Origin of the sequence: Accumulibacter sp. (genome assembly GCF_031732815.1) — a bacterium.
Lineage (GTDB): Bacteria > Pseudomonadota > Gammaproteobacteria > Burkholderiales > Rhodocyclaceae > Accumulibacter.
Window position 1 is genome coordinate 22,053 of sequence record NZ_JAVMKF010000022.1, and the last position, 15,410, is coordinate 37,462.

General features: G+C 62.2%; 12 protein-coding genes. 7 read left to right on the forward strand and 5 right to left on the reverse strand.

What is annotated here, in order from left to right:
• Positions 1–83: 83 nt before the first annotated feature.
• From RKP46_RS01825 to RKP46_RS01845, 5 genes are all read right to left on the reverse strand, one after another.
• Positions 84–851, reverse strand: a complete 768-nt coding sequence (locus RKP46_RS01825; protein WP_311105050.1) for a hypothetical protein — start codon at positions 849–851, stop codon at positions 84–86.
• Positions 852–1,100: 249 nt separating this feature from the next.
• On the reverse strand, positions 1,101–1,370 hold the full coding sequence (locus tag RKP46_RS01830; RefSeq protein WP_311099012.1) for an oxidative damage protection protein: 270 nt from the start codon (positions 1,368–1,370) through the stop codon (positions 1,101–1,103).
• A 66-nt stretch (positions 1,371–1,436) separates the two neighbouring features.
• On the reverse strand, positions 1,437–2,756 hold the full coding sequence (argA, locus tag RKP46_RS01835; RefSeq protein ID WP_311105051.1) for an amino-acid N-acetyltransferase: 1,320 nt from the start codon (positions 2,754–2,756) through the stop codon (positions 1,437–1,439).
• 24 nt (positions 2,757–2,780) lie between these two features.
• Positions 2,781–4,481: a polyphosphate:AMP phosphotransferase gene (pap, locus tag RKP46_RS01840; protein ID WP_311099009.1), complete on the reverse strand. Its 1,701-nt coding sequence runs from the start codon at positions 4,479–4,481 to the stop codon at positions 2,781–2,783.
• Complete coding sequence (locus tag RKP46_RS01845; RefSeq protein ID WP_409194089.1) at positions 4,474–5,274, reverse strand: 16S rRNA (uracil(1498)-N(3))-methyltransferase; 801 nt, start codon at positions 5,272–5,274, stop codon at positions 4,474–4,476. The genes pap and RKP46_RS01845 overlap by 8 nt, the downstream gene beginning before the upstream one ends.
• Before the next feature lie 56 nt (positions 5,275–5,330).
• Between RKP46_RS01845 and RKP46_RS01850 the strand changes: the two genes are divergently transcribed.
• The 7 genes from RKP46_RS01850 to prsT all read left to right on the forward strand — a co-directional run bounded on the left by RKP46_RS01850 (position 5,331) and on the right by prsT (position 15,390).
• Positions 5,331–5,897, forward strand: coding sequence for a thioredoxin family protein (locus RKP46_RS01850; RefSeq protein ID WP_311099006.1), 567 nt, complete (start codon positions 5,331–5,333; stop codon positions 5,895–5,897).
• Entirely contained in the window at positions 5,894–6,751 is an 858-nt protein-coding gene (locus tag RKP46_RS01855; protein WP_311099005.1) for an inositol monophosphatase family protein, read from the forward strand. The genes RKP46_RS01850 and RKP46_RS01855 overlap by 4 nt, the downstream gene beginning before the upstream one ends.
• Positions 6,752–6,879: 128 nt before the next feature.
• Entirely contained in the window at positions 6,880–7,050 is a 171-nt protein-coding gene (locus RKP46_RS01860) for a hypothetical protein (RefSeq protein WP_311099003.1), read from the forward strand.
• A gap of 603 nt (positions 7,051–7,653) precedes the next feature.
• Positions 7,654–9,036, forward strand: a complete 1,383-nt coding sequence (locus RKP46_RS01865; RefSeq protein WP_311099001.1) for a TIGR03013 family XrtA/PEP-CTERM system glycosyltransferase — start codon at positions 7,654–7,656, stop codon at positions 9,034–9,036.
• A gap of 63 nt (positions 9,037–9,099) precedes the next feature.
• The gene (gene prsK / locus RKP46_RS01870) at positions 9,100–11,214 is read left to right on the forward strand and encodes an XrtA/PEP-CTERM system histidine kinase PrsK (RefSeq protein WP_311105065.1); all 2,115 of its coding nucleotides are present in this window, start codon (positions 9,100–9,102) and stop codon (positions 11,212–11,214) included.
• Positions 11,211–12,569 carry a PEP-CTERM-box response regulator transcription factor gene (gene prsR / locus RKP46_RS01875; protein WP_311105052.1) on the forward strand — a complete coding sequence of 453 codons (1,359 nt, stop codon included), beginning with the start codon at positions 11,211–11,213 and terminating at the stop codon, positions 12,567–12,569. Before prsK ends, prsR begins: the two co-directional genes overlap by 4 nt.
• 34 nt (positions 12,570–12,603) lie before the next feature.
• Positions 12,604–15,390: an XrtA/PEP-CTERM system TPR-repeat protein PrsT gene (gene prsT, locus RKP46_RS01880; RefSeq protein ID WP_311105053.1), complete on the forward strand. Its 2,787-nt coding sequence runs from the start codon at positions 12,604–12,606 to the stop codon at positions 15,388–15,390.
• The last annotated feature ends 20 nt before the right edge of the window (positions 15,391–15,410 follow it).

Genomic DNA, 15,410 nt, shown 5'->3' on the forward strand with positions numbered 1-15,410 from the left:
CAAATTGTCTGTATCTCGTCGCTGCCGAGCAGTTACGCTCCCAGCGACCAAGGCGCCGACGCCAGTCATCTCTGTTCATCGGCTCACTGCGGAACACCACCCCATCGTCGCCGTGCAGAAACGAGCACGACAGCGAGCGCGCAAACCATCAGACTCAGTCCGCCAGGCTCCGGCACGGTGGGCGAGCGTTCGACCACGACGCGCATCGGATCGCCCGAGGTCACCGAGGCGTACTGAAACTCGCTCAGAACCGCATCGGTCAGCGACGACGGACCGGCCCCTTGCTCGAAGCCGATTTCGTAGCTACCGGGAGCCGCGTTGGCGAGAATGTTGAACGAGGCCGAGAGCAAAACACCTTGCGCCAAGCGGTTGAGGAGCGTTTGCGGATCGAGCCCGGAATTCAGGTCAGCCCAATCAAACCGATAGAAGCCGCCTAAAGCGTCATGGTTAACCGTCAGATCCGGCGGCAAGCTGGCCAGAAAACTGGTCAGTCCGATCGGCGCATCGGCGCCAAACCTCAACGTGGAACTGGCTGGATCAAAGCTCAGCGGGGCAGCGCCCCAGTTCAGCACCAGGTTCCAGCCAATGAGCGAGCCCATGTCCACGCTGGCTGGAGAATCCGGCACGATGCGCATCGTCGTGGTCACGGTACTGCCCGGCAAACCGCTCGCAGAAGTCGCGGTGACGACCGGCGAGGCGACGGCAGCTCCCGAGCAAAGCAGCAACCCGAGAGCGAAACAGGCGGTCAGGGAACGGATTTGGGAAAACATGTGTTGACCTCTTTTCGGCAAAGACAGCAAGCAAACTTCCATGGTTGGATCTGTTAGCAAGATTCGCACCACACAGCCCATTCGATGTTAACTCAATCGTGTCGAATGCACTCGGAGCGCGCCGCCCGGGTCAACTGTAAAAAAACTCGACACACTTTACGGCGGCCACCCATCGCTCTCTGTCTGGATCGCCGCTGGCCGCGATGTACTAAGTCGCATCGCGCTGGGCTCGGCGGTCAGCGCAAATCCGTCGTTTGCGCGTTCGCTGACCGACGCTTGGCGACGACCGACGGCGCAAGACGAGCGGGCGGCAGGCACGCTGGGCCAGGCTCACGCCGGCGGGACGTAACCCTGCACGCGATCTGCCCCGCTACCAAAGAAGTGCTGCTCCATCTGTTCCGCCAGGTACTTCCGGTGCGCGGCGTCCGCCAGATTCAAGCGGTTCTCGTTAATGATCATCGTCTGCATGCGCACCCACTGCTGCCAAGCCTCTTTCGAGACACTGTCATAGATCCGCTTGCCGAGCTGGCCCGGATAGGGCGGCAGGTCCAGTCCTTCTGCCGGACGGCCAAGCTTGACGCAATCAACCATTCTTGTCATGTCACCGACTCCTCATCCCGCTGCAACGGCAACCCGACCGCCTACCGACGGCGGTCACACGCACCGCTACAGCTCTTTCACCAAAACACTCGATCGACGCTGCAGATTGTAGACCAGGCGCTTCTCGACCGGCAGATCATCAACCGAACGAACCGCGAAACCGCGCTCCTTGAACCAATGCGAGGTTACCGTGGTCAGGACGAAAAGGCTTCTGACGCCAGCGGCGCGCGCGCGCGCCTCAATCCGCTTCATCAGGAGCGCGCCATAGCCCCAACGCCGATAGTGAGCATGAACCGCCAGGCAGGCAAGCTCAGCCTGGTCTTCCCCATACGGATAGAGCGCGGCACAACCGACGATCATGCCGTCGTGTTCAACGACGGAAAAGCGATTGATCTCACGCTCGAGCAACTCGCGCGAACGACGTACCAGCGCGCCGATCTCCTCGAGCGGCTCGATCAGGGCGACCAGACCGCCAATGTCGTCGGGCCGCGCTTCGCGCAGTTGCTCGAGCGCTTCGCGCGTGATCACCGTGCCCACGCCGTCGTGCGTGAATAGTTCGCGCAGCAGCGCGCCATCCTCGCCATAGCCGATCAGGTGGACCCGCCCGACTCCAGCCCGACTGGCGCGTACGGCAGGCGGCAGATAGCGTTTCAGATCGGCCGACAACCAGTCGCCAATGCTGATCAGCCGTTGCGCCCCTTCCACCGTCAACTCTTTGAGCAGCACGCGGTCGATATCGCTGGCACCCCGACTGTCGGTAAGAAAGATCAGCTTGTCGGCAAGCAACTCGGTGGCCACGGTTTCAGCCACCTCTTCCATCGGAAGATTGAAAATTTCGCCCGTCCGGCTTGAGGCGATACACGACAGGAGAACGATGTTGCCCAGGGCAAGCTGGGCGCGGATGCCCTCGCCGTCGATCTTCCTCACCTGACCCGAATACTGCAGATCGACCCCGTCGACGACGCCAACCGGCTTCGCCGTAATGAAGTTTCCGCCAACCACCCGAATCGTGCTGTTGGCCATCGGCGTATCAGCCAATCCCTGTGACAGCAGCGCCTCGATTTCGACGTAAATCCTGCCCACGGCATCAATCACGCAGCCGAGCGCGGCGGCGTCGGTAACGCGGTAGTTGCCGTGGTAAACCGATTCCAGTCCGCGCTCGCGCAGCAGCTTCTCGATTTGCGGGCGCGCCCCGTGCACGAGCACGAGGCGTACCCCCAAAGCAGCCAGCAAGTTGACGTCGTAGGCCAGCGTGCGCGCCAGCTGTCCGGCGATTGCCTTGCCGCCGAAGGCGACGAGGAATGTCTTGCCGCGAAACAGGTTGACGTACGGGGCGACCGAGCGAAACCAGACGACAAACGGGTTGGAGCTCAAGTCTTCAGGCATCGCACACCCCGTACGAAGCCATCGCTACTTGCCTTTGTCGGACTTGGCGTGCTTGACCTTGTCGCCCTTCGACTCCTTAACCTTCTCGCCCTTCGCCTCGCGCGTCGCCTCGTGTGCTTCGTCCTTGGCCTTCTCCGCTTCCGGATCGGCTGGTTCTTCGCTTTTCGCCCCCTTGCCCTCATCCGCCTTGGCTGGTTCGACACGGCCGTCTTTGCTGGCGGGCAGCGGCGGCAGCTTCAGCGGATCGACCTTCAGTTCCTTTTCAAGGCGTTCGCACAGGGTACGCAGAACCTTGACACGAGCAAACAGCTTGTCGTTCGCTTCAACCAGAATCCACGGCGCCGTACCGGAACTCGTGCGATCGATCATGTCGCAGACTGCCTCGTGATAGGCGCCCGCCTTCTCCCGGTTGCGCCAGTCCTCCTCCGTGATCTTGAAGCGTTTGTGCTCGACCTTGGCCCGCTCGTCGAAGCGCCGGAGTTGCTCGTCGTCGCTGATCTGCAGCCAGAACTTGACGACGATGCCGCCGGCCCGCCACAAATCGTGCTCGAAATCATTGATCTCGGCATACGCACGCAACCAGTCGGCCTGACTGCAAAAGCCTTCCACGCGCTCGACGAGGACGCGACCGTACCACGTGCGGTCGAAGATGACCACCCGGCCCAGACGCGGCATGTGCCGCCAGAAGCGCCAGAGGTAGGGCTGGGCGCGCTCTTCCTCGGTCGGCGCGGCGATCGGAATGATCTGGTATTGGCGCGCATCCATCGCCGAAATGATTCTCCGGATGGCGCCTCCCTTGCCGGCCGCGTCCGATCCTTCAAAAGCAAGAATGAGCGCCCGCTTGCTGAACTCGGGATGGCGCAGGAGTTCAGCCAGACGCCCTTGCCAGGCCGAGAGCTGGCTCTCGTATTCCTTCTTGACCAGACTTTGCGTCATGTCGAGGGAACTCAGCACATCAAGGCTGTCGATGCGCGGCGACACCGGCGGGGCAACCGGCGAGCTCTGCTCGCGCTTGTCCGCCAGTCGTTTCTGCAGCGATTCGAGGATCGTCTTGCCGATGGTCAGCGAGCGATAACGGTCGTCGGTCCCCTCGACGATAATCCATGGCGCCCATGGAGTGTTCGTCGTGCGCAGCAAATGTCCCGCCACTTCCTGCAGCTTGTCATAGGTCTTCAGGCGATCCCAACTGGCTTTGGTCACTCGCCAACGGGTCAGCGGATTCGCTTCGATCGACTTCAAGCGCTCGCGCTGAGCGTCCTTCGACAGGTGCACCCAGAACTTGAGAACGAGTGCCCCTTCATTGACCAGCATCGCCTCAAAGCGGTTGAGCTGATCCATGCGCTGATCGAAATCGCTGCGCGACACCGTGTTGTTGATGCGTTCGGTAATCGGCTGCGAGTACCACGAGCCAACGAAGATGCCGACCCGGCCCTTGGGCGGCAGGGCGCGCCAGTAGCGCCACATCGAAGGACGCGCACGTTCATCGGCGGTCGGCTCCGAGAAGGCGTGCGCGGACAGATAGCGCGGATCCATCCACTCGTAAAGCGTGTTGATGGTTTCGCCTTTGCCCGATCCGTCGACGCCGGTGATCAGCACGATGACGGGAAAGGTGCCGTTCTCGCGCAAGTGATGCTGTGCCTCAAGCAATGCGGCACGCAGCTTGGGTTCTTCTGCGCGGTAGGTCTCCTTATCGATCTTGTGTCCCAATTCTGCCGATTCAAACATCTGTCGTCTCCTCCTTCAAGTCACCCCACAAAAACTGGATTGCCGCTAGGGCAGCCAGGCCAGCCGTCTCGGTGCGCAGAATCCGCGGCCCCAAGCGCACCGAAATGAAACCGGCAATCTCCGCCAGTTTCGATTCCTCAGGCGCCAGACCACCCTCGGCGCCAACCAGCAACTCAAGCCTGCCACCCGCCCGCGCAAGCGCCGGGCTGGGCAGCATGGCCAGCGAGCAAGTTGCCCGTGGACTGAGAACAAGACGCTGGATATCGCCGTCGACCGGTCGCGCGAGCCAAACGTCGAGGCGCTCCGGGAGCGCCACCTCGGGCACACGATTGCGTCCGCACTGCGCACACGCGGCGAGGACAATAGCCCGCCAATGCTCAACGCGACGCGCCGCACGCTCACCAGCAAGCGCTACCACGCTGCGCTGCGAGACGACGGGGACGATACGCGCCACCCCAAGTTCGACCGCCTTCTGCACCGTCAGATCCATCTTGGCACCAACCTGCAGCGCCTGTATCAGGGTGACCGCCAAAGGTGACTCACGTTCGCGTGGCAGCCATCCGTGCAATTCGACGACAAGCTGCGAACCAGCCACGCCTACAATGCGCGCATCATACTCGCCACCGGTGCCGTCGAACAGCGTCATGCCGTCGCCTCGCCGCAGACGCAAGACCTTCAGCGCATGCTGCGCGACCTGCTGCGGCAACTCGACCTGCGCACCAACGACCAGCGGCGGGGGGCAAAAGAAGCGGGGGCCATTCACCGTGGTATTATAAGAGTTCCGCTGTCCGATGTCGTTTTGATCGTTTTGATGTCGTCTTGATGTCGTTTTCTGGAGGCAGTGCAGTCATGGCGCTCAGCGCACCGGTCTGTAACTTTGGCTGGCAAGCGGTCGATTTCGCTCTCGCCGACACGCGCGGGACGCGCCACACGCTTGCCTCGCTGCGCGGACCGAGTGGGCTGTTGCTGATGTTCATCTGCAACCACTGCCCGTACGTCAAAGCGGTGATCGACCGGATTTGCCGTGATGCTCGCGAAGTGCAGCAGCTTGGTTTCGGTGTTGCTGCCGTGATGAGCAACGACGCCCGCGAGTACCCGGAGGATTCGTTCGCCAACATGCAGCGCCTTGCCAACGAAATGGGCTTTCCGTTCCCTTACCTGCATGACGAAACGCAGGATGTCGCGCGCGCCTATGGCGCCGTGTGCACACCCGACTTCTTCGCCTTCAACGCCGACCTGCAGCTCCAGTACCGAGGCCGCCTCGACGCCAGCGGGCGGCTTCCGGCGGCACCCGGCTGCCGCCGCGAACTCGTCGAGGCGATGCGCCTGATCGCCACAACCGGCAGTGGACCTCGCGAACAGCACGCCAGCATCGGTTGCTCGATCAAGTGGCGGACGGGCAGCGAGCCCGCATGAATACGCTGGACGCCGACCCCCCGGTGGCTGCACGGGTGACTGATGGCGAACTGAAACGGATGCTCGACGCAACCGTCGCGCTGGTGCGCGAAGTGGCACAGCGTGAGATCATGCCGCGTTTTCTGCGCGTCAGTCACGGGCAGCGCAAGGACGATGGTTCGCTGTGTTCGGAGGCCGATCTGGCCGCCGAACAGTTCCTTCACGGACGTCTGCAGGAGGTCTGCCCGTGTCCGGTGATCGGCGAGGAAATGCCACCGGCCGCGCAACAGGCCGGCTGGAACGACGGGAGCAAGGATGAACTCGGCGTCTGGTGTATCGATCCAATCGACGGGACGACCAATTTCATCAACGGGCTGCCCTGCTTTGCCGTCTCCATCGCCTGGATACGAGCGGGGCGGACGCGCTTGGCGGTGACCTTCAACCCGATTACCGACGAGATGTTCTATGCCCGCGAAAGCAATGGCGCCTACCTGAACGGTCGCCGCCTGCCACTGCGTCAGGTAACCAGCGACATCCGGCGCGCCGTCGGCGGTGTCGATTTCAAACGGATCCCGAAACAACTCGCCGACCGGATTGCCGTCAGCCCACCTTTCTTCTCGCAACGCAACTTCGGCAGCTCGACGCTCGACTGGTGCAATCTGGCTGCTGGTCGCCTCGACCTCTACCTGCATGGCGGCCAGATGTTGTGGGATTACGCTGCGGGTAGCCTGATCCTGCGCGAGGCGGGCGGGCAGATGTGTACCCTGGCGGAAGACGATTACGACGCGGAGGACGTCTGGCGTCGCCCGGTTATCGCCGCGCTGAATCCGGCAGTCTTCGCCGCCTGGCGCAACTGGGTCCGGCAGAACACCTGAATGCCGCCGACGAGTTGCCAGCCGCGAGCGGGCGGGCGCAGGCACCGGCCGGCGGATCAAGACATGCAGCAAGGCGCCGCCAATCCCGGGCGGCGCCTGCACGCGCGCCAGCACCTGCGAGGCCCGCAATGACGGCACTCTGGAGCGTTCTTGCCCTCTGTATCGTGTTCGTTCTGGGGGCCGCCATTCCGCTTCTGCGTGATCGTCGTGCCGACCACACACCGCTCCCGGGAAGACCGGAAACGCTGCGCGACTGGCGTCGCCCGGCTTCCGACCAGCCCGACGAACCATCCGCCTGAGCGCATGCGGGCCCGGCATGTGGCGGACCTCGCGCATCGACTTCAGGCGGCATAGATCATCGCACTGATCGGCGCTGCCAAACGCCGGCGGCGACCACCGGCGACTCCCGCCATGGCCCGACTACGGGCAACCGCCGTCTGCGGCCCGCCCCTTGCCGCGCGCGCGCCGAGCAGACCGGCGCAGACGCTCGCGGCAGCGCTGGTTGCCGCGTTGCCGGCCGGGAACCATCGCCGCCCTGCCGCTTACTGACAGTCACCAGGCTTGGCCTGCGAGCTCGGCGACAGGAGTGGCGCCAGTCCCAAAGGCTTGTTGGCCGTAGTAGAATGTTTCGCGGTCGCCGAGAAGCTTCTCAGCCGCTTCCTTCGCCCCGGCCAAGGCCGGTCGACTCCGCATTTCCATGTCGTCCTCCTGTGACACAAACGCGAGCTGCAGGCGGCGCTCGCGCACAGCGTGCATTAGTTCACGGCTTGCCGGCGGTCACGATGATAGCCTTCGTCTCCGACGTTTGCCGTTGCCTTGCCACCGTGGAACATCGTGGGACACATGGTCAAACGCGAGAAATTCGCGAACGGCAGGCCCCGTATGCTTGCGAAAGGTCGATCGTGATTAAGGTGTTCAATCATTGGTTTCACCGGAAGACTGTTGCTCAAGTCGGCATCGATCTGGCCTTTCCGGTTGCCTGCGTACTGCTGGCTGCGCTGTGGATCGAGCACAGCCGCGAGTTCGGACTGGCCAAGGTTGCTTTCTATGCAGTGAGCTTCGCGCTTACAATGACGGCTATCAATGCGTGGTTGGGGTTTTATCAGCGCGTGCACTGCCGCACCCGGACCGAAACACAAGCACGTGCCGTCCTCTCACTCTACCTAGCCATTCCGCTTGCCTACGTCGCATTCTCAATGGTTTCGATGGCCGAAGTCGATCGTGGCTTCATGCTGCTCGCCGGCTTGTCGGCGCTCTTCGCCACCCTCGTGCACCGGGTTTATTCGGCGCACCACCGGACGGGCTCGCTGATGAGCCACCGGGTACTGGTTTTCGGCGTTGGCGAGGAGGCGGAACACGTCAGCCGCGTGCTGCGCGCATCGGACCCGGACATTCAGATCGTCGGGTTTTACCCCTGCCCTTCGGATGCCGAGCCGGCCGTTCCGCCGCGCGAGATACTGCCACGCGAGGTTTCACTGCTCGACACCGCGCATTCGCTCAAGGTGCGCGAGATCATCGTCGCCGTGCGTGAGCGGCGAGGTGGGGCACTCCCCTTGCGCGAGCTCCTGGATTGCAAGTTGTCGGGAGTCAAGGTACTGGACCTGCCCACCTACTTCGAGCGGGCGCTCGGACAGATCAGGCTTGACTCGCTACGCGTCGGCTGGTTGATCTTCGGTGACGGGTTCCGACAGAACTGGCGGCGGAACGTCGTCAAGCGCCTGTTTGACATCATTGTCGCTTCGCTGCTCCTGCTGCTCTCCCTCCCGATCATGCTGATCACCGCCATCATGGTGTTGGTCGAAGATGGTTTTCCGGTCTTCTATCGGCAGGAGCGAGTCGGTCTCGGCGGCCGTCTTTTCAAGGTGGTCAAATTCCGCAGCATGCGCAACGACGCCGAGAGCGACGGAACTCCGCGCTGGGCAACCGCCAACGACGACCGCGTCACACGGGTCGGTCGCATTATCCGCAAAGTTCGCATCGACGAGCTACCGCAGTTGTACAGCGTGCTCACCGGCGACATGAGCTTGGTAGGACCACGCCCGGAGCGTCCCTACTTCGTAGACAAGCTGACGCGCGACATTCCGTTCTACGCCGTTCGCCACAGCGTGAAGCCGGGCGTCACCGGCTGGGCGCAAGTACGCTACCACTATGGATCGACCGTTGATGATTCGATCCAGAAGCTTCAGTACGACTTGTACTATGTCAAGAACCACACTCTATTTCTTGATATAGTTGTGATCTTTCAAACAGTCGGGGTTGTACTCAGCGGCGAGGGCGCCCAATGACGAAGTCTGGCGTAAGCATGACTTATACTGACGAATGAGAATCCCGGAGGTCTGCCCGAGGTGATGGACGGAAAACTGATGGTCATGCATGCGTGGAGCTACGGACTGGCGTCGGCCGCGGCGGCGTTCCTGACGCTCTACCTTGCCTCCACCTGGCGTGCTGGTCGGCGCAGCCGGACGATGTTTGTCGCGGTCGCCATTTCTACCGTCTGGGCCGTCCTCGGACTGGCGTTTTCGCTGACTGGTCAGGCGCTTTTCCTGGCCGGCCATGTCCTGGTCGACCCTTTCCGCTTTGCCGCCTGGTACGTCTTCGTCCTCTTGCTGATCACCCCGGAAACGGCCGAGGAGCGGCGGTTTCCCGAGCGTTTCGCGTGGCTGCGCGGGCTTGCGCTACTGCTCTTCACGGTCGGCTTTGGTGCGCAGGCACTGCACCTGATGAGCGTCCAGTTGATTGTGCCGGCACAGCGCATCGTCCTCTTCTCATCGCTCGCCATGAGCGTGTTCGGACTCGTCCTCATCGAACAACTCTTCCGCAACGTCGCGCCGGAGTCACGCTGGAGCATCAAACCCTTGTGTATCGGACTCGGGGCGGTGTTCGCGTTCGATCTGTACCTCTACTCCGATGCGCTGCTATTCAACCGCATCGACCCGGAAGCTGCCAGTGTACGTGGGTTTGCCCATGCGCTCGGCCTGCCGGTGGCCGTCCTCTCGGCGACGCGCAGTCACTCTTGGAAGAGAAAACTGGTCATGTCGCGCCGCGCCGCGTTGCAGTCGGCAACCCTGGTCATCGTTGGCCTCTATCTGCTTTTCATGGCGTCGGCAGGCTACTACGTCCGCCTTTTCGGTGGCGAATGGGGACGCGCGCTGCAGGCGGCGTTCATCTTTGCCGCTCTGCTCCTTCTCGCCGCCCTGACCGTTTCTGGGTCGATGCGGGCAACGCTCAAGGTTCTGGTGGGCAAGCATTTCTTCAGCTACCGCTACGACTACCGGGAAGAATGGCTGCGCTTCACGCAGACGCTGTCGATTCAGGGCGGTTTTACCGGTCTCGGACAGCATGTCGTGCGTGGGCTGGCGGATATGGTCGAGAGCCCAGGCGGTGCCCTCTGGTTGCAGGATCCAAACGAGCGTTTCTTTGCCCAGACCGCCTGCTGGAACGTCCCCAACCTGTCGGCGACCGAGGATCAGGGAGGCCCACTCTGTCGCTTTCTCGTCGAAAGCGGCTGGGTCATCAACATGGAGGAGTATCGCTCTCTACCACGCCGCTATGACGGTCTGGCCCTTCCCTCGTGGCTGGTCGAGATGCCCGATGCCTGGCTGATCGTCCCGCTGACCGCCGGCGTCGATCTGATCGGATTCGTTGTTCTGACCACATCACGGACACGAATCGATGTGAACTGGGAAGTCAACGACTTGCTGAAGACCGCTGGCCGGCAAGCCGGTGCGTTTCTCGGTCAGATGCAGGCAAGTGAAGCGCTGCTCGAAGCGCGCAAGTTCGATTCCTTCAACCGAATGTCGGCGTTCGTCGTACACGACCTCAAGAATGTCGTCGCGCAGTTGTCACTGATGCTCAAGAATGCCGAACGCCACCGGGGAAATCCCGAGTTTCAGGAGGACATGCTGATGACCGTGCAGCACTCGGTCGAGCGCATGCGTCAGTTGATGATGCAGTTGCGCCAGGAAGCGACGCCGCTCGACGGACCACGCGGGGTCGACCTGGCGGATGTCGTTCGCCGTGTCCAGGCAGCCAAGGCCGGGCAGGGAAGAACGGTCGATCTGGCCATCGAAGACCGTCCGATCGCGCGCGGACACGAGGACAGGATCGAACGTGTCATCGGTCATCTGGTACAGAATGCGCTGGACGCCACCGACGAGAGCGGCGGCCAGGTATGGATCAGATTGGCCCGCGAAGGCGCACACGCACTCGTCGAGGTCGGCGACACCGGTCATGGAATGAGCCCGGACTTCGTCCGCGAGCGTCTCTTCAAACCCTTCCAGACGACCAAGCCAACGGGCATGGGAATAGGTGCGTACGAGAGTTTCCAGTACGTCCATGAACTCGGTGGCAGACTCACTGTAGACAGCGCCGTCAACGTCGGGACGCAGGTGGACCTGCTCCTGCCTCTGGTCGACACAGACGAGGAACTCCAGCCGCACGTATCGCCGCGAGATTCCGCATGAGCGCAGAGAAGCAACCCTACTTGCTGATCGTCGAAGATGATCGTGCTCTACAGAAGCAGCTTCGCTGGGCATTCGACCAGTACGAAACGGTGACTGCCGACGATCGCGAAAGCGCTCTCGTGCAGATGCGCCGCTATCAGCCACCGGTGATCACGATGGACCTCGGGCTCCCGCCCGACCCGGATTCGGTTTCAGAGGGCTTCAAACTGCTTGACGAGATTCTCAGCACGGCGCCCGATACCAAGATCATCGTACTCACCGGACAGAACGACCGCGCGAACGCCTTGCGGGCAGTCGCTCTGGGGGCTTACGACTTCTTCGCCAAGCCCTTCGAGGTCGAAATGCTCGGCCTCACGCTGCAACGCGCCTACCGCCTGCACGAGTTGCAGCAGGAACTGAGGCGACTGCAGGCGATGCAGCAGCCGGACTTCCTTTCCGGGCTGATTACCCGCGACCCCGACTTGTTGCGCGTTTGCCGAACCATCGAACGCGTCGCCGTGACCGACGCAACCGTCCTCCTGCTTGGCGAAAGCGGCACCGGCAAGGAGCTTCTGGCGCGTGGCGTACATGACCTGTCGCCGCGCAGCCGGGAGCGATTCATCGCCATCAATTGCGCGGCAATTCCCGACAACCTCCTGGAAAGCGAACTTTTCGGCTACGAAAAAGGCGCTTTCACCGGCGCCGCGAAGACGACCATCGGCAAGATCGAAACAGCCAACAAGGGAACCTTGATGCTCGACGAGATCGGCGATCTGCCGCACGCTCTACAGGCCAAGCTGTTGCGCTTTCTGCAGGAGCGCGTCATTGAGCGGATCGGCGGGAGACAGGAGATTCCGGTCAACGTCCGCATCGTCTGTGCGACGCACCAGGATCTGAAGTCACTGATCAACAACGGTCGCTTTCGTGAAGACCTGTACTATCGGCTGGCAGAAATCGTTGTTACCATTCCACCTTTGCGCGCGCGCTCTGGTGATGCCGTCTTGTTGGCGCACGCGTTTGTCCGCCGTTTCGCCGAGGAACAGAACCGGGGCGGCCTTTCCCTGCGCGAGGACGCTCTGCATGCGATCGAGGCGCACAAATGGCCCGGCAACGTGCGCGAGCTGGAAAACTGTATCAAGCGCGCCGTGATCATGGCCGATGGAAACCAGATAACGGCGGCAGACCTCGGCTTGACCGGCGGACCGACGAGCGAGAAGGCGGTCCTTGACCTGCGCCATGCGCGCGATGACGCCGAGCGTCGGGTGATCATCACTGCCCTGGCGCGCGCTGACGGCAATGTGGTCAAGGCGGCAGAACTGCTCGGTGTCAGCCGGCCGACGCTCTACGACATGATGCACCGGTTCGGACTGAAGTAATTTTGTGCAAGCTGTTCCCCTTAGTGGAGGTCTAATGATTACTCGTGATGCGCGGCGCAGGCTGCGCCAGACCGGCGTCTCGGCAATTCTGGCGATGCTTCTTGCGGCAGGATGCGGCGGCGATAGCCCGGAAAGCATGCTGGCATCCGCCAAGGACTTCCTGGCGAAGAACGATACCAAGGCGGCCACCATCCAGTTGAAGAATGCCTTGCAGAAGAACCCGGACCTGGCCGAAGCGCGCTTCCTGCTCGGCAAGGCGCTGCTCGACAGTGGCGATCCAACAGGCGCCGAACTGGAGTTTCGCAAGGCGCAAAGCCTCGGTCATCCGGCCGACCAAGTGATCCCGCCGCTTGCGCGTGCGATGCTCGCCCTTGGCCAGGCGGAAAAGGTCACCAAAGATCTGAGCAAGGTCGAGTTGAGCGCGCCAGCCGCCAAGGCTGACCTGCAAGCGGTCATCGGCCATGCTTATCTGGTACAGGGTAAGCCTGACCTGGCCGAAACCGCCTACAGTGCGGCACTCGCCGCGCAGCCCGATCATCCGCCTGCCGTGCTTGGCGAAGCGAGGTTGAAGGCCGGCCGCAACGACATCCAGGGCGCGCTCGCCCTTCTCGACTCTGCCCTGCAAAAGTCGCCCGCACTGTACGAAGCCTGGGTTCTGAAAGGTGATCTGCTGGGTCTGCAAGCGAACCACGATGGCGCCATGCAGGCATTTCGCAAAGCGATCGAAGCCAAACCCGACCTTCTCGTGGCACACGCACGGATTGTCGGACAGCTGCTCGCTACCGGAAATGCTGACGACGCCCGCAAGCAGGTCGAATTGATGAAGCAGGTTGCTCCCAACAACCCGCAGACGCTTTATCAGAGTGCCCTCGTCGCCTACCAGAAGAAGGAACTGACGCAAGCGCGCGAAACCATGCAGTTGATGCTCAGAGCGGTTCCCGAAAGCCCGCTTGGCCTGCAACTCGCTGGCGCGATTGAATATGAGCTGAAGGCCTTTCCACAGGCCGAGGCCTACCTGACGAAGGCATTACCGAGAACACCGGAGACCGGCATTGCCCGCCGCTTGCTCATTGCCAGCTACTTGCGGGCCGGCCAGCCGATGAAGGCGCTGTCTGTTCTGGAGCCCATACTCGACAAGATCGACAAGGATTCCAACATGCTGGCCCTCGCCGGGCAGGTCTTCATGCAGACCGGACAAATTGACAAGGCCGGCAACTACTTTGCCAAGGCGGCAGCGCTCGATCCAAACAATACCGGCAAGCGGACATCACTGGCGCTCGTCAATCTGGCCAAGGGAGACTCCGAGGGAGCATTCCGTGATCTCGAAAACCTAGCCGCAGCCGACACCGGCAACCGGGCAGACCTTGCACTGATCGCGGCTCTCGTCCAGCGGCGCGAGTTCGATGGTGCGCTCAAAGCAATCGCGGCGCTCGAGAAAAAGCAGCCCAGTCAACCATTGACGCACAATCTGCGCGGCGCAGCCTTGCTCGGCAAACGGGATACGCAGAATGCGCGCAAGAGCTTCGAGCAGGCACTGGCACTTGATCCGGCCTATTACCCGGCTGCTGCCAACCTGGCCAGCCTCGATCTGAGCGAGAAGAAGCCTGTAGATGCCCGCAAGCGCTTTGAATCGGTTCTCGCCAAGGATCCAAAGAACCTCTCGGCGCACCTGGCACTCGCCCAGTTGAGCGCCAAGACCGGCGGCACAACGGAGGAGATCACCACTCTGATACGAAAGGCGATTTCCGCCAATCCGAGTGAACCCGCCGCACGTCATGCCCTGATCGGTCACTTCCTGTCGCAGAAGGACCTGAAGAATGCGCTCTCGGCGGCTCAGGATGCCGTCGCCGCGCTCCCGACCGAGCCGCAGATCCTCGACGTCGCCGCCCGCGCACAGCAGGCGGCCGGCGACTACAACCAGGCGTCGGCGACGCTCGCCAAGCTTGCCGCGATCAAACCGGATTCGCCGGTTCCCTACCTCCGGATGGCCGAGGTCGAGGTGGCTGCAAAAAACAGGGATGCGGCAATGCAGAACCTGCAAAAGGCGTTGAAGGTAAAGCCGGACTCGCTTGAAGCACAACGCGGACTGATCATGCTCGAACTCGGCGCCAATCGAACGAAGGAGGCGTTGGCCATCGCGCACGAGGTCCAGCGGCAGAGGCCGAAAGAGGCCGTCGGTTACGTCTTCGAGGGCGATGCACAGGCCTCGAAGAAGGCGTGGCCCGAGGCGATCGCAGCCTATACCAGCGGACTGAAAGCCGTTCCCGGCTCGGCTGACTTGGCGATCAAGCTACACGCCGCACAGCGCTCCAACAACAACCTGGCCGCAGCCGACAAGTTGGCCGAAGCGTGGCTGAAAGAGCATCCTGCGGATGCCGGCTACCGGCTGTATCTGGCCGAGGACGCCAGCCTGCGCAAGGACTACGCAAGCGCCGTGAAGTACTATCGCAACGTGCTTGAGCTGCAGCCCAACGCGCCGGCCGTGCTCAACAACCTGGCCTGGGTGAGTGGTCAGATCAAGGATCCGAAAGCGCTCGAATACGCCGAAAGGGCCAACAAGCTGGCACCCGAGCAACCTGCCTTGATGGACACGCTGGCTGTTCTGCTCGTCGACAAGGGCGAGACGACGCGCGCCACCGACTTGTTCAAGAAAGCACTCGACAAGGCGCCCGACGCCCATCAGATTCGCCTGAACTACGCGCGAGCTCTGCTCAAGGCCGGCCAAAAGGGTGCGGCGAAGAGTGAACTCGACCAACTCGCGAAGCTCGGCGACAAGTTTCCTCAACAGGCCGAGGTGAGCCAGCTCCTGCAAGGGCTGTGAACCGACAAAGCGTAGCGCCG

What these genes read in the sequence shown, in the direction of transcription:
- RKP46_RS01825 (WP_311105050.1), bottom strand. Translation starts at nt 851, where the DNA reads ATGGGCTGTGTGGTGCGAATCTTGCTAACAGATCCAACCATGGAAGTT.
- RKP46_RS01830 (WP_311099012.1), bottom strand. Translation starts at nt 1,370, where the DNA reads ATGACAAGAATGGTTGATTGCGTCAAGCTTGGCCGTCCGGCAGAAGGA.
- argA (WP_311105051.1), bottom strand. Translation starts at nt 2,756, where the DNA reads ATGCCTGAAGACTTGAGCTCCAACCCGTTTGTCGTCTGGTTTCGCTCG.
- pap (WP_311099009.1), bottom strand. Translation starts at nt 4,481, where the DNA reads ATGTTTGAATCGGCAGAATTGGGACACAAGATCGATAAGGAGACCTAC.
- RKP46_RS01850 (WP_311099006.1), top strand. Translation starts at nt 5,331, where the DNA reads ATGGCGCTCAGCGCACCGGTCTGTAACTTTGGCTGGCAAGCGGTCGAT.
- RKP46_RS01855 (WP_311099005.1), top strand. Translation starts at nt 5,894, where the DNA reads ATGAATACGCTGGACGCCGACCCCCCGGTGGCTGCACGGGTGACTGAT.
- RKP46_RS01860 (WP_311099003.1), top strand. Translation starts at nt 6,880, where the DNA reads ATGACGGCACTCTGGAGCGTTCTTGCCCTCTGTATCGTGTTCGTTCTG.
- prsK (WP_311105065.1), top strand. Translation starts at nt 9,100, where the DNA reads ATGGACGGAAAACTGATGGTCATGCATGCGTGGAGCTACGGACTGGCG.
- prsR (WP_311105052.1), top strand. Translation starts at nt 11,211, where the DNA reads ATGAGCGCAGAGAAGCAACCCTACTTGCTGATCGTCGAAGATGATCGT.
- prsT (WP_311105053.1), top strand. Translation starts at nt 12,604, where the DNA reads ATGATTACTCGTGATGCGCGGCGCAGGCTGCGCCAGACCGGCGTCTCG.